Source organism: Bradyrhizobium sp. STM 3809, from assembly GCF_000239795.1.
GTDB lineage: Bacteria > Pseudomonadota > Alphaproteobacteria > Rhizobiales > Xanthobacteraceae > Bradyrhizobium.
The window spans coordinates 1-13725 of sequence record NZ_CAFJ01000070.1; the positions used below are offsets into that span (position 1 = coordinate 1).

The window sequence follows — 13725 nt, forward strand, 5'->3', positions numbered from 1 at the left end:
GTCGATGCTCTTCAGGTACAGTATGTCGGTGACGTTGTGCACCGGCCCCTTGCCCAGCACCGGCAGCACGCGAACGGTGCCTTCGTCGTCGAGAACACGCGCCATGTCGGAGCCGAACGCCGAGGTGGCTCCGCCGGCCGGCGCGGTGATGATCGTGACCGTCCCCTCGTTCACGGCGTCTCGATCGGGCAGACTCCAGAAGTCGCCGGCGCCGGTCCGTGTGGCAGCGGTGTTGGAAACAGCCGGCGGGCGGGCCGGCAGCGGGCGCTGCGGAGCTTGCGCCGATGCGCAGCCGATCGGCACACACATCCCGATGAGGACCAGCAGCAGACGAAATCCTACGAAGGGGCCGGTTCCAAAGGATGGATGCGCAACCCCGCCTACGTTGCGCCCGCGCCAAGTCGCGCAGGCCTGCGAGTACCCCAACAGACCGCCGCCCTTGTGAGACCGTGGTGAGATGCCAGCTTGCGATCTGCCTGGATGTCTCACCTCGCCGCCCTCCTATCACGGTTATGACCCACGCCAGGATGACCAAATGGGCCGCGCCCAGGTCACGACGTCATTCGTAATTAGTCGCAGTCGTCGTATCGGGGTCTTGTGGCGCCTCCTCGTCGTTTCCTGGTCGAAACCTGGAACAAGCGATCTTTTGCCGCGAAGACATCATACGCGGCACACAATATTACCTAGCAACAGGGAAGCGTAGCTGCTGAAGTCGGTCAGGCCGCCTGAATCCAGCTGATTAGGCTCACCGTGACGGCGTCGGCGGTCCGCCGTGCTGCTGGCGCCATTGCAGGAATTGCCGGAACAGCTCACTGCGCTCGGCCGGATCGTTCGACACCTGCCCGCCGCTCTGGCGCACGAAATTCTCGAACTGCTGCTGCTGGACATCAGCGACCCGCGGTCGCGCCAAGTCAGCGGCCTGCGGCTGCGGCGTCATGTTGCGGGCGACCAGCCACTCATCCGCGGCCTTGAATCGCTTCCAGCCGGGGATCGCGGCGACGATACTCGACTCCTTCCATTTCGGATGGCGCGGCGGCTTCATGAACTCGTCGTAGTTCGCGAAGAACGCATCGACGAAGCGCGCCACCTTGCGGTAGCGCTCGGTATTCTCGGGCCAGTTGTAGCTGACCAGCAGCATGCCGATCGCTACGGTCTCGATCGTCTCGCCGGGATTGAGCAGGTTCGGATATTCGTCCGACGCCAAGGTCGTCGGCAGATAGAGATCCTGCAGGCGGCGATCATAGGGGATCGTCACCAGATGCAGCGCCCGGTTCTCGTTCCTGATGTTGCGGGCGAGCTGGAAGACCTTGCCGGTCGAGACGATGTAGGCGTCGGCCTCGCCGTCGATCAGCTTCTGGATCGATTTCGCATCATCGGTCGCGTAGTCGAACGACGCGCTCATGCCGAGCCGGTTGAAGATCACGCGCGCGGAGTAGAAGCCGACATCGGTCGGCGCGATGATGCGCTTGCCGTTGAGATCGAAGATCGACCGGATCGAGGACCGCGCGATGACGTGGATCTCGTTGTGATAGAGCCGCGCGATGTAGCGCAGCTGCGAGGTGATGTCGGGGATGCCGTATTGCAGGCGGTAGAACTCGGGCACGTCGGCGGCGACCGCGCCCATGTCGATGCTCTTCAGGAATAGGATATCCGAGACGTTGCGCACCGGGCCCTTGCCGAGCACCGGCAGCACCCGGACATTGGTCCGGTCGTCCAGCACGCGCGCCATGTCCGAGCCGAACACCGAGGTCGCGCCGCCCGCCGGCGCGGTGATGATCGTGACGGTGCCGTCATTGACATCATTCGGGTTCGGCAGCCGCCACACGTCGGGGCCGCTGCCGGGGGCCGGCGACAGCGACGCAGGCAGACCGGCGGGACGAGGCGGCGCCGGAGCAACGGCGGCGTTGGGCTTGGCTTGGGTCGGCGCCACCGGCACGATCACCGACCGGGTCGCCGCGGGCCGCTGCGGCTGAGCTGGCTGTGGCTGTTGCTGCAACTGTGGCCACCCCTGCGCGAGCGCCTGGGCCGTGATGAGCCCGGCGGCGAGCGCGGCGAGCACCAATTGCGAAACGGCGCGTGAAACGATGGACATAGCGCAACGGCCTCCTGCACCATCGCGATGCCGCCGCAGCGATCCCGACCGGTCCGGAGCCTTCACCTCGCCGCCGACCTTTGCTTCAGGCCCTGGCGACGGACGCCCGCGGCCTCGGCTGAGACCTCGCGACAAACCACTTCGCGATGCGAAGCGCGCGGGGCCCCACAAGCCCCGTCCGGCTTCGATCGAGATCAGACTTGCGTGATCGGATTCGATGGATTTGCGGCGGAAGCCGGGATTTTGTACGACAGCGTGCATATGGCGCACGATCGGGATCCGACTGTGGCCGCCGGGCAACTATCCTGGATCAAGCGGCCAGACGGTGTGGCCGCCGGGCCAGGATCAGCAGGGTCACGACGATTCCGAGGTTCAGGGCATTCCAGGCGATGCCGTTGGCGAACGCCGCGGCATAGGAGCCAGTGGCGTCGAAGATCACCCCCGACACCCAGCCGCCGAACGACATGCCGAACACCGAGGCGAAGATGACGATGCCGACCCGGGTGGCGGCCTCGCGCGCCGGCATCGCCTCGCGCACGATGATCGCATAGCTCGGCACGATGCCGCCCTGGAACAGGCCGAACATGCCGGAGATCAGATAGAGCGACGTCAGGCCGTCGAAGAACAGATAGAACAGCAGCGCAAAGCCCTGCGCCAGCGAGCCGATCAGCAGCGTGCGCATGCCGCCGACGCGGTCGGCGAGAAAGCCGGAGCCGATCCGGCTGACGATGCCGAGCGCCATCATCAGGGACAGCATCTGGGCGCCGACGGCCACTCCGTAACCGAGATCGCCGCAATAGGCGACGATATGGACCTGCGGCATCGCCATCGCCACGCAGCAGGCAATCGCGGCGACGCTGAGTAGCACTGTCAGCGCGTTGGTGGAGATCGGCAACGTCAGTTGCGGCGGGGGCGCATGGGTGTGGTCATGCGCGCCGGAGCCGCCCATGCGCGCCCGCAGCACCAGCAGCAACATCGACATCGTCACCGCGCAGAAGATGCCGAGCGCGACATGGGTGGCGCGCCAGCCGATCTGCTGCACGCCATAGTTCACCAGCGGCGGCCACACCGTGCCGGCGACGTAGTTGCCCGAGGCGACAATGGTGACCGCGAGCCCGCGATAGCGCTCGAACCAATGCGAGGCCTCGGCCATCAGCGGCGCGAAGGTCACGGAGGAGCCGAGCCCGATCAGGAAATACACCGCCTGGAATTGCCACAGCGTCACCGAGGCGCCGGCCAGCAGATAGGCGGCCGCCGTCGTGGCAATGCTGAGCGCCATCGCGGTCACGATGCCGAAGCGGTCGGTGATGCGGCCGACGACGACGCCGCCGAGGCCGAAGCCGAACATCGTCAGCGTGTAGGCCAGCGAGACCGCGGCCCGGCTCGCGGCATATTCGGCCTGCACGGTCTGCAGCACCACGACCACCGTCCACATTCCGGCGCCGCCGATGGAACCGATCACGAGCGCCAGCGCCAGCCGCGCCCAGGCCTGGCGCGAGTCCGGTTTGAAGTGAGGCGCTTCCTCGAATCTTGTCTGGGGTCCGTGCACGATGGCTGCAACTTCGTTGCCGCACGCCATGGGGTCAAGCCACATTGCTGCAGCATTGGCCATGCAGAAGCAGCGCAACAAACGAGGGACATGACGAGCGCCTCCGGACAACTCGCGGCCCCTCTTTGCGGCGCAACGTCTCCTGCGCTAGACTGCGTCCGAAAACGGAGCGATTTGCGCGCGGATGTCGTTGGGACTGACACGGAACGTGCTGATGGTGGCGGGGCGGCTGCTCGTGCTCGCTTACCTCGTCTGCGTGCTCAGCCCCGGCATCGCGCTTGCCGTCACGCCTGGCGCGGCCCCTTGTCTCGACGAGGTGGCTGTCGCGGTCTCGCATGAGCACGCCATGCATCACGACGTCAGCGCGGCGACGGCGCAACGGCACGCACATCATCACCACGCCGCGGAGGCGAACCTGCAGACGCAGCAAGTCCCCGCCCCCGCTCCGGCGCATCACGACCACGGCAAGCTTCCCGGCCCCTGCTGCGCCATGATGTGCGCGGTCGGCCTCACCGCCGTGCTGCCGGTCGTCACCGGGCCCGCTGCGCTCGCCACGGCCAGCGAAGCCGCGCGCGAGACCGCCCTGCCCGGGCGCACGCCGCCGCGGCTCGATCGTCCACCCATCGCCCTCGCCTGAACGAACGACGCCGGCTCGCGCACAAGCACGCGCGGCCGCTGATCATCGACAGAGCGAAGGACACCTGATGTTGTCGCAATCACCGGCAACGCCCGCGGCTGCTCATGCGGCGCGGCGCGGCCTGCCGTTTCTCCTCTTGAATGGCGCAGGCCTGTTGCTGGCCGCCGCAAGCCTCGCTGCCTGCCAGCCGCGCACGATCGCCGTGGCCGGCGCCGATCCGGCCGATCCCGCAGCGCGGGTCGCCCCGGTCCGCACGTCAACGGTGACGTCGCCCTACATGCCGCTGCGTCCGACGGCGCCCGCGGCATGGGGACCGCGCGACGGCGTCCCACGCTCCGAACCGAGCCGATAGGAGCGGGACATGCAGGAGAACATCAGGCGCGCGGCGTTGAAGCGCGAAGCCTTGAAGCTCGCGGCCTTGGCGGCCGTGACGGCGCTCGCCGGCTGCGCCTCGTTCACGGGCGACGGCGGCATGAGCGTCGTCGCCGACATCACCGGCCGCACCACGGCCAAGCAGGTTGCCGCCGTCAGGAACGACGACGACGCCGAGCGCCTGCGGATGGCCACGCGACAATTGCTGGCGCGGCCGCTGTCGGCCGACGCCGCGGTCCAGGTCGCGCTGTTCAACAACAAGGGCCTGCAGGCCGCGTATCACGCGCTGGCGCTGAGCGAGGCGGATGCGATCGAAGCCAGCCTGCCGCCCAACCCGACATTCTCGCTGATGCGCATCAGCGGCGATGGCGTGTTCGAGGCTGAGCGCCAGGTCGCCGGCGACATCCTGGCGCTCGCCACCCTGCCGCTCCGCTCGGAGATCGCGCGCGAGCGCTTTCACCAGGCCCAGCTGAGGGCCGCGCTGGCCACGTTGCGGCTCGCGGCCGAGGTGCGCCGCGCCTATGTCCGCGCCGTCGCCGCCAATGAGCTGGTGGGGCTGCTGGTCGAGGCCCAGTCGGCCGCGGAAGCGACCGCCAGGCTCGCGGCGAAGCTCGGCGAGACCGGCGCGCTCAACCGGCTCGACCAGGCCCGCGAACAGGTGTTCTACGCCGAGACCACCGCCGAGCTCGCCACGGCCCGGCGCGCCGCGGGCAGTGCGCGCGAGCGTTTGATACGGCTGATGGGCCTGTGGGGCGACGATCTCGGCTTCCGCCTGCCCGACCATCTGCCATCACTGCCGCGCCGGCCACTGACGCAGCCCTTCATCGAGCGCGACGCCGTCGCGCACCGCATCGACCTGCAGATCGCGCGGCAGGAGCTGACGGCGCTCGCCAACTCGCTGCAGCTCACCGAGGCGACGCGCTTCGTCACCCTGCTCGACCTCGCCGGCCTCGACCGCAAGACCGGCGAGCCCGACGGCCGCGTCATCCGCGAGCGCGGCTATGACGTGCAATTCCAGATCCCGGTCTTCGACGGCGGCGAGGTGCGCCTGCGGCAGGCGGCGGAGACCTACAACATCGCCTTCAACCGCCTCAGCGAGCGCGCCGTCACGGTCCGATCGGAGGCGCGCGACGCCTACCGCAGCTATCGCGCGACCTACGACATCGCGGGCCACTACGCCCGCGAGGTTCTGCCGCTGCGCAAGATCATCAGCGAGGAGATGCAGCTGCGCTATTCCAGCATGCAGGTCGACATCTTCGCGCTGCTGCTCGAGGCGCGGCAGCGCCTCGCCTCGCGCCGCGCCGCGATCGACGCAATGAAGGACTTCTTCCTCGCGGAGGCCGAGCTGTCGGCCGCCGTCAATGGCGGCGTCACGACCAGCGAGGAGACGACACAGCAGACCGCGAGCACGCTCGCGCCCAACGACTGACAGGAGAGCTCCCATGTTGTCTCGCCGAACCCTGCTCGGCTCCGCGGCGCTGGCCGGCGCCACCACCGTATCCGGCCGCGTTCAGGCCGCCGCCATTCCGGAAGCCGCGACCATGGACAAGGCCGTGATGCAGCCGCCGCGGCATCCCTCCGCCGGCCCGGACTATCAGCCCGTGGTGACGCTGAACGGCTGGTCGCTGCCGTTCCGCATGAACGGCGACTGGAAGGAATTCCACCTCGTCGCCGAGCCGGTCACGCGCGAGTTCGCGCCGGGCATGACCACGCATCTGTGGGGTTATAACGGCCAGTCGCCGGGACCGACTATCGAGGCCGTCGAAGGCGACAAGGTCCGCATCTTCGTCACCAACAAGCTGCCGGAATACACCACCGTGCACTGGCATGGCGTGATCCTGCCCTGCGGCATGGACGGCGTCGGCGGCCTGACCCAGCCGCACATCAAGCCGGGCAAGACCTTCGTCTACGAGTTCGAGATGAAGCATGCCGGCACCTTCATGTATCACCCGCATGCCGACGAGATGGTGCAGATGGCGATGGGTATGATGGGCATGATCGTCGTGCATCCGCGCGGCTCGGTGCCGCCGCCAGCCGACCGCGACTTCGTGTTCGTGATGTCGAGCTACCGCATCGAGCCCGGCAGCTATCTCCCCAAGGTCAACGAAATGACCGAGTTCAACATGTGGACCTGGAACGCCCGCGTCTTTCCCGGCATCGATCCGCTGCCGGTGCGGCTCGGCGACCGCGTGCGCATCCGCATCGGCAATCTCACCATGACCAACCATCCGATCCATCTGCACGGCCACAAGTTCAAGGTCACCGGCACCGACGGCGGCTGGCTGCCGGAGGCTGCGCAATTCCCCGAGACGACCACGGACGTGCCGGTCGGCGCGGTGCGCGTGCTCGACTTCACGGCCGACAATCCCGGCGATTGGGCATTCCACTGCCACAAGTCGCATCACACGATGAACGCGATGGGCCACGACATGCGCAATCTGATCGGCGTGTCGCGCAAGGAGCTCGCCGCCGCCGTCGGCAAGCTCGCGCCGGAGGGCATGGTGATGGGCCACACCGGCATGGCGATGGGCAGCATGGAGATGCCGGCGCCCGACAATACGCTGCCGATGATGACCGGCGCAGGCCAGTTCGGCCCGATCGAGATGGGCGGCATGTTCACGACGCTCAAGGTGCGCGAGAGGCTGGCGCGCGACGACTACCGCGATCCCGGCCCGTATCGGTTTCCACCGGGCACCGTCGCCTACGAGGTCGCGAGCGCGCCGGAGCCGGCGCGGCGCAGCTGACCCCCTGGAAACGTCGACACTCCTGCATCCCACATCGAGAAGGACGACACGATGACCATCAACATCCGCTTGACGACCGCCGCGCTGCTCTTTGTCCTCACCGCTCCCGCCATCGCCGCCGACGCGATCAGCGGCGACGTCAGGAAAATCGACGAGGCGAATGGCAAGATCACGCTGCATCACGGTCCCGCCAAGAGCCTCGGCATGGACGAGGCCATGACCATGGTCTACCGCGTCAAGGACGCCGCCATGCTGAAGGGCCTGAAGGCCGGCGACAAGGTGACGTTCGAGGCGCAGGAGGATGCCTCGGGCTACACGGTGACGAAGATCGAGAAAGGCAAGTAGGCCGGGCGGCGCCGCGGCGCCACCGGCCTCAGGCCGCGCGGACCGAATCCAGGAAGCGGGCGACCTCCTGCCTCAGCCGGCTGCTCTGGCCGCTCAGCGACTTGGCGGCGGCGAGCACGTTGGAGGACGCCGAGCCGGTCTCGTTCGCCCCCTGGCGCACGCTGGAGATGTTGGCCGAGACCTCCTGGGTGCCGTGCGCGGCCTGCTGCACGTTGCGGGAGATTTCGCGCGTGGCCGAGCTCTGCTCTTCGACCGCCGTGCTGATCGCGGCCGCGATCTCCGACATCCGGGCGATCGTCTCGCCGATCTCCTTGATGGCACCGACCGACTCCTGCGTCGCGCCCTGGATGCTGCCGATCTGCTGGCCGATCTCGCCGGTGGCCTTCGCGGTCTGCTCCGCCAGCGCCTTGACCTCGGAGGCGACCACGGCAAAGCCCTTGCCAGCCTCGCCGGCGCGCGCCGCCTCGATGGTGGCGTTCAGCGCCAGCAGGTTGGTCTGGCCGGCGATCGCATTGATCAGCTCGACGACGTCGCCGATCCGCGCCGCCGCCTTGGCGAGCTCGCCGACCCGGTCATTGGTGCGCCGCGCCTGCTCCATCGCCTCGCCCGCGATCTGCGCCGAGACCTTGACCTGACGGCTGATCTCGTCGACCGAGGTGGTCATCTGCTCGGTGGCCGAGGCCACCGAATGCACGTTGGTCGAGGCCTCGTCGGAGGCGCTCGCCACCACGGTGGCCAGCTCCAGCGAACGCCCGGCGGTGGTGGTCAACGCGTCGGCGGCATGCTCGAGATCCGCCGTGGCGGAGGACACCACCTCGATGACCTCGCCGATCGCCGCCTCGAAGGCGCGGGTGAAGGTCTCGACGCGCTGGCCGCGCTCGATCTTGGCCTGCGCTTCCGCCGATGCGGCGCGCTCGGCGGCCTTCTTCTCCAGCAGGGCCTCCTTGAAGGTCTGCAGCGAGCCGGCCATGTCGCTGATCTCGTCGTCGCGGCCGCTCTCGGGAATTGCGACCTCGTCATTGCCCTTGGCCATCTCGCCGATGACCCCGGTGAGCGCGATGACCGGCGCGATGACCCGGCGGCGCAGCAGCAGGGTGACGCCGATCAGCAGCGCAACGAGCGCGACGACGACGACGGTGCCGACGACCAGCATCGTCAGCGCGCTGTCGCGCGCCGCCGCGGCGCGCTCGCGCGCTTCGGTGATGGTGGAATCGCGCAGCACGAAGAATTTCTCGATCGCGGGCACCACGACCTGGGCGAGCTCATCGGCATTGATGGAGTAGTTGGCGTCGCCCTGCCCGACCGCCATCTCCTTGTCGACCACCGCATTGGCGCGGCCGAAATACGCCTCGTTCGCTTCCTTCAGCGCGGCCGCAAGCCGCGTCGGATTGCCGAGCTGCTGCACGCCGGATTGCAGGCGGTCGCGGTTGGTCTCGATCCGGCCCAGCGCGCGATCCATGATGGTCTTTTCCGCCGGCGTGATCTGGCGGCGGGCGCTGATAGCCGGCGACAGCGTCGCCGCGCGGCCGCCCGCCGCGATGCGCAGATCCTGCGCCGTACGGGCGACGTTGAGCAGCGTGATCAACGACGCATCGGTCGCGGCCACCCGGTCGGCCAGGCTGTCCAGGATCGGATCGATCATTCCGGCGACCTGGCCGACGCCCGGCAGGAAGCTCTTGACGACGGCCTGATCGCGCGCGCTGAGCGGACGCTGCAGGACGGGATCGATCGCGCTGCGGATGTCGTTGAGTTTGGCGCCGGCCTGCACCAGTCCGTCGGCAATCGGCTTGCCGTCGCTGAGCTCGGCGGCCGCGGCCTTGGCCTTCTCGAAGCTGGCATCCGACGCCTGCCTGATCTTTGCGACCGCGGCCAATTGCGGCTCGGATGCAGCCTGCTCCTGGAACAGCGGACTGATATAGGGCGCGCGATGCCCGACCACCTGCTGCCCGAACGACAGCACGGCGCCATACGCCTCGACCAGCTTGATCGCCTCGGTGCGATCGACGAACGTCCGGTACTGCCCGGCCACGTTCTGCGCGGCCGGCACGATCGCCAGGACCGTGACCGACAGCATCGAAGCCGCAAACAAACGACCGATCTTCATCGCGAGCGTCCATCCAGATTGATTTTGGCTAAATGTGCACGAACCGGCCTAAGCCTTGCTTAAATGGAACCAACCCCGCAATCTTACGGGGGGTCGGCGGGCCCGCGCGGCTACGGCCATCCAACACGCAGCGATGGGTCCACATGCTATCCGCCGCTCGAGAGTAAACTTGCCGGCGGGACAAAGATGTGCCCACGTCAACATGGGCCCTTTGGCGCCCGGAAGCCTCGGTCGAACGAGTTGCCGCCGAGGACCTCGCTCATCGCTTGAGGAAGACGCTGTACCGTAAGTTCAAAAGCGCAGATCTGTCCGTTTCCGGGTCCGCCGGATGACGCGGATCAATGAAGTCATCAATCTTGGGCAGTCTGTTTCTCTTCAACCAGGGCAGATGTCGCTCGATAGCGTGAGTCATCGAGTCGTCGGTCACCTCCACCACGGCCGCTCTGAGCGTGACACCTGGACCAAAAGCAGCAGCCAAGTTCGACGGATCGACCAGCAACACGCTTGTAGGGTCATCGGGGTCGCTGAACCGCACGAGGATTGGGAGGTCTTTGAAAGAAAGATCAGCCTTTGGCTTCTGTTGCTTCAACTCATCGAGATGAAGCATGTACCGTTCTGCGTCTGACAGTCCTTCGGACGAGCTCTTGTGCTCGACCGTACCTAGAAACGGCGACGCCACGTAACCACCGCTCCCCGTCCAGCCGTGCCAACGGACCCAATCGGGCGCCACCAGGGTCGCAACCAGCAATCCCCGTGGCGCGAGATCAACAACAATCCCTTCTCCAGCCAAAGAGGATCCCATCGCCCATCCTCCCGAACCATGCCTCAATTGGAAGGGACCGAAAGTGATGGTTTGCTCAGTCACACTTGAGCCCGTTCGGAGCCCGTCGGGCGTTTCGACTGTAAGGGTGAGCCGCAACCGCATGATACGGTCGTGGACGAACAACCCGGCCTTGATGCCCCAAGACAGCAGCACCATGGCGAGCACCGCAAGCGACATCGTAGAAGCAAGCTTCGTTCGTCTGCTCATCTACGGCACTTTGCGCCATACGTCCTTAAGGTTGCAACAATCGATTCAACAGGCGATACGGATCTGGCGTCCTCGTCATTGAATGTCCGTAAACCATCGAGCAACCTCGAGTCCGCGACAGGGATGGACAATGTGAGACTGATCATTTTGACTGGCGCGTCAGGCTCGGGCAAGACGACGATTGCGGACCATATCGCCCGGCGACACCCGGAACGGGCGCGCGTTTTCCGTTTTGACAGCGTTGGCGTGCCGTCACCGGAGGAACGCATGGCAAGATGGGGCACGGGCTCGGAGCCCGGCGGCGAATGGCAGCGCGCGATGACGATCGCGTGGTTGGCCCGTATCGGGCGGGAACACGACGATCTCCCAGTTCTGTTCGAAGGCCAGATGCGCATTGCGTTCATTGCCGAGGGGCTGGAAGCCGCTGGAATCGCCGAGGCCCGGATCATCTTGGTGCATTGTGACGATGCGACCCGAACGCATCGGCTGTGCCACGAACGCAACCAGCCCGATCTGGCCAATCCGGACATGATGAACTGGGCGAGATATCTTCGCGAGGAAGCCGAGGCGAGCGGATCCGAAGTCTTGGACACCTCAAAGATGTCGATCGAAGACAGCGTCGAATACATTTGCCGGTCCCTCGGCATCGAACGATCCGGCGCATAGCCTGCGCGGGGGCAACCGGGCCTACGAAGCGTTGCACCTGCTCGCGGTGGAGCCCAAGAACGTTTTTTTAGCCGCGCCTCACTCCCGGAAGAACGCGGGCAGGAAATCGTCGAGGCTTTCCGTCACGACGCCGCGTGCGCTATTGCGCAGCGCAGTGCTGTTGGCCGCTTCCGTCGCCGACGCCGGGAACAGCGTGCGATCGATCTCGCGATCGAAATCCCTCCTCGGCACGAAAGCCCGCTCCAGCCTCGATTGGAAGGTTGCATAGGGATTCGGGCGGATGGCAAAGCTGTCCCCCTCGAAAACCGTGACGATGAGGTGAGCGTAGACGTACACGCTCTTGGAAAGGCTGTTCTGATAGACTCCCACGCCGGCGATGGTCTTATTGGTCGGAGCATATGCCCCGGGCGACGCCGTGATGACGACGTAGCGCCTGCACCTGGTGCTCCCTGCGATCCGCCGAACGATCTCCGTCAACTGTCGGCCGGGCGGCGGCGCCGGGCGAGAGGGAGGATCGTAGAACGGCTCGAATGCGTTCTTGGGATAGGTGAGGCGCAGCACTGTCATGCCGGCCCCGGCTGCAACACGCACCCGGGCAGTGATGAGCTCATCGAGGCCCCAGCTCTCGATCGGCGCGACCAGAATCTCGGTGTCAAATGCCGTGAACCCGATCTTCGTCACCATGAAGCGGTCGGCGGCGGCAATCACCCCTATGCACGGCCTGCCCGCCTCCGGTCTGGGAGCTGCGCTAGACGGTGCCTGGGCCGAAGCGGCCGAGGCAAGACAACTCAATCCAAACACAACAGCTACAAGCCGAACCATCTCGTCCCCCTCGCGCTGATCGCAGGCCAGGCTTTTCCGCCTCTCCGCAGGCCGCAATGGAGACCTAAGCCAATTTCTGCGCTCGCACCAGCAATCAGGAACCTAGAACAGCTCGAACAACCGCCAATCGAGTTCTATTCAGCCTGCTCTCTCGTCGCCAGCAATCGAACAGTGCGCGCAGCATCATGGACCGAACCGCTCTCGCCCCGAAAGCGCCGCTTTGACGAAGGTCTGCACCAAGACAACTCGATATCGTTCAACTCGGGGTCATCAGACGGGACTTCGTCGGCATCGATTGATTCAACGAAGTGGATTCCTAAAATCATGGGTAGTAAGCACTTGGTCCAGGAAGTGCGGCATCTGGTAGTCGCGTTCCGAACCGAAGGTGCTCGGCACCTCCTGAATCACCATAGGCACACCAAGAGAAGATCACCATTGCGGCAACGCTCTCGGGATCGTCTTCTCCATCCTCGCCAATGAAGCGATCGGTCCATTCCCATGTTCTTGTTCGATAGTTGGGGAGCATCGGACGCAAGCCACGTCGCACGAGTGCGGCAACACAGATGATCAGGCCGTCCAGCCAACTCCCATATTCGAGCCTGTATCCGCCAAAAGCGGAGTGAAACGCATCTCTAATTTCGACCAGACTGATCGGCTCCTTCGCCGGCAAGCCGCGAGGGTCGTTCAGCCATTGGGCAAACGAAAGTCCGGTCGGATCGTGTTGCATCTCGTACAGATTCATCCGTGCAGCCTTGCGCAAACGATGCCGCCTTCGCCATGAGCCCTGGCTCAGACCAGCAATATCGGCGCACTGGTTCAGCGCCACGGGACGTGAGCGCTACCGTCTCGGCTCGCCATGTTGTCCCGACGCCCCACCCGGACCGGCGTCGCCTCCGGCTCCGCCGCGACCATGGGGGGCGCCAGCGTGACGGCCTTTGCTCTTTCCAGCACCGCCGGCGGCTCCGCCTTGTCCTCCAGCACCGGCAACTCCCGCGTCGATGCTTTGACCGGGCGCCCCCGGCGCGCCGGCTTGGGCCAATAGCCGGGAGGACATGGAGTGGTGAACGCGCAGACCGGCTGGCCCAGCCTGGCTTACAACAGCATGCGGGTCCGCGATGAAAAACGCCGTGGCTGCGAGACCGACGGAAAGGAAGGGAATTGCCATTGGATGCTCATCAACACGGGAGGGCGTGGAAGGATATGAGGCCGATCGAGGAATACGCTTCGAAGCCCACGACCTCAAGCAGGCGCAACGCGCGAGCAAGTTTTCTCTTTCATTTTTTCCGAAATGATGTATATCTCACGTGTCCTGCTTCCGCCGGAGGGGCGTGTCGCGACCGTCACGAGACGTGGGAGGTGGGATG

The 13725-nt window shown here is 66.0% G+C and carries 12 protein-coding genes; 6 read left to right on the forward strand and 6 right to left on the reverse strand.

Features of this window, described 5'->3' with window-relative positions; translation table 11 throughout:
- Positions 1 to 745: 745 nt before the first annotated feature.
- Together BRAS3809_RS03420 and BRAS3809_RS03425 are read right to left on the reverse strand one after the other, a co-directional pair.
- Positions 746 to 2092: a TAXI family TRAP transporter solute-binding subunit gene (locus BRAS3809_RS03420; RefSeq protein ID WP_008960709.1), complete on the reverse strand. Its 1347-nt coding sequence runs from the start codon at positions 2090 to 2092 to the stop codon at positions 746 to 748.
- Positions 2093 to 2402: 310 nt separating this feature from the next.
- The gene (locus tag BRAS3809_RS03425) at positions 2403 to 3641 is read right to left on the reverse strand and encodes an MFS transporter (protein WP_008960710.1); all 1239 of its coding nucleotides are present in this window, start codon (positions 3639 to 3641) and stop codon (positions 2403 to 2405) included.
- A 184-nt stretch (positions 3642 to 3825) separates the two neighbouring features.
- Here BRAS3809_RS03425 and BRAS3809_RS03430 point away from each other — a divergent pair, with 184 nt between their 5' ends.
- From BRAS3809_RS03430 to BRAS3809_RS03450, 5 genes are all read left to right on the forward strand, one after another.
- Complete coding sequence (locus BRAS3809_RS03430; protein WP_035655192.1) at positions 3826 to 4278, forward strand: hypothetical protein; 453 nt, start codon at positions 3826 to 3828, stop codon at positions 4276 to 4278.
- Between the two features lie 67 nt (positions 4279 to 4345).
- The gene (locus tag BRAS3809_RS03435) at positions 4346 to 4630 is read left to right on the forward strand and encodes a hypothetical protein (RefSeq protein ID WP_008960712.1); all 285 of its coding nucleotides are present in this window, start codon (positions 4346 to 4348) and stop codon (positions 4628 to 4630) included.
- A 9-nt stretch (positions 4631 to 4639) separates the two neighbouring features.
- On the forward strand, positions 4640 to 6079 hold the full coding sequence (locus BRAS3809_RS03440) for a TolC family protein (protein WP_008960713.1): 1440 nt from the start codon (positions 4640 to 4642) through the stop codon (positions 6077 to 6079).
- 13 nt (positions 6080 to 6092) lie between these two features.
- A complete protein-coding gene (locus BRAS3809_RS03445) occupies positions 6093 to 7394 on the forward strand; it encodes a multicopper oxidase family protein (protein ID WP_008960714.1) in 1302 nt (433 codons plus the stop codon).
- Positions 7395 to 7445: 51 nt separating this feature from the next.
- Entirely contained in the window at positions 7446 to 7739 is a 294-nt protein-coding gene (locus BRAS3809_RS03450) for a copper-binding protein (protein WP_170323248.1), read from the forward strand.
- 28 nt (positions 7740 to 7767) lie between these two features.
- Here the strand turns inward: BRAS3809_RS03450 and BRAS3809_RS03455 are convergent, their stop codons facing one another.
- Both BRAS3809_RS03455 and BRAS3809_RS03460 read right to left on the reverse strand, forming a co-directional pair.
- The gene (locus BRAS3809_RS03455) at positions 7768 to 9843 is read right to left on the reverse strand and encodes a methyl-accepting chemotaxis protein (protein ID WP_008960716.1); all 2076 of its coding nucleotides are present in this window, start codon (positions 9841 to 9843) and stop codon (positions 7768 to 7770) included.
- Between the two features lie 259 nt (positions 9844 to 10102).
- Positions 10103 to 10873: a hypothetical protein gene (locus BRAS3809_RS03460; RefSeq protein WP_008960717.1), complete on the reverse strand. Its 771-nt coding sequence runs from the start codon at positions 10871 to 10873 to the stop codon at positions 10103 to 10105.
- 132 nt (positions 10874 to 11005) lie between these two features.
- Between BRAS3809_RS03460 and BRAS3809_RS03465 the strand changes: the two genes are divergently transcribed.
- Positions 11006 to 11539 (forward strand): P-loop nucleotide/nucleoside kinase family protein, encoded by a 534-nt coding sequence (locus BRAS3809_RS03465; RefSeq protein ID WP_063824001.1) that lies wholly within the window; start codon positions 11006 to 11008, stop codon positions 11537 to 11539.
- A gap of 78 nt (positions 11540 to 11617) precedes the next feature.
- Here BRAS3809_RS03465 and BRAS3809_RS03470 read toward each other — a convergent pair whose 3' ends face one another.
- Entirely contained in the window at positions 11618 to 12223 is a 606-nt protein-coding gene (locus BRAS3809_RS03470) for a hypothetical protein (RefSeq protein WP_240535586.1), read from the reverse strand.
- A gap of 460 nt (positions 12224 to 12683) precedes the next feature.
- On the reverse strand, positions 12684 to 13103 hold the full coding sequence (locus BRAS3809_RS35690) for a hypothetical protein (protein WP_139017304.1): 420 nt from the start codon (positions 13101 to 13103) through the stop codon (positions 12684 to 12686).
- Positions 13104 to 13725 lie beyond the last annotated feature (622 nt).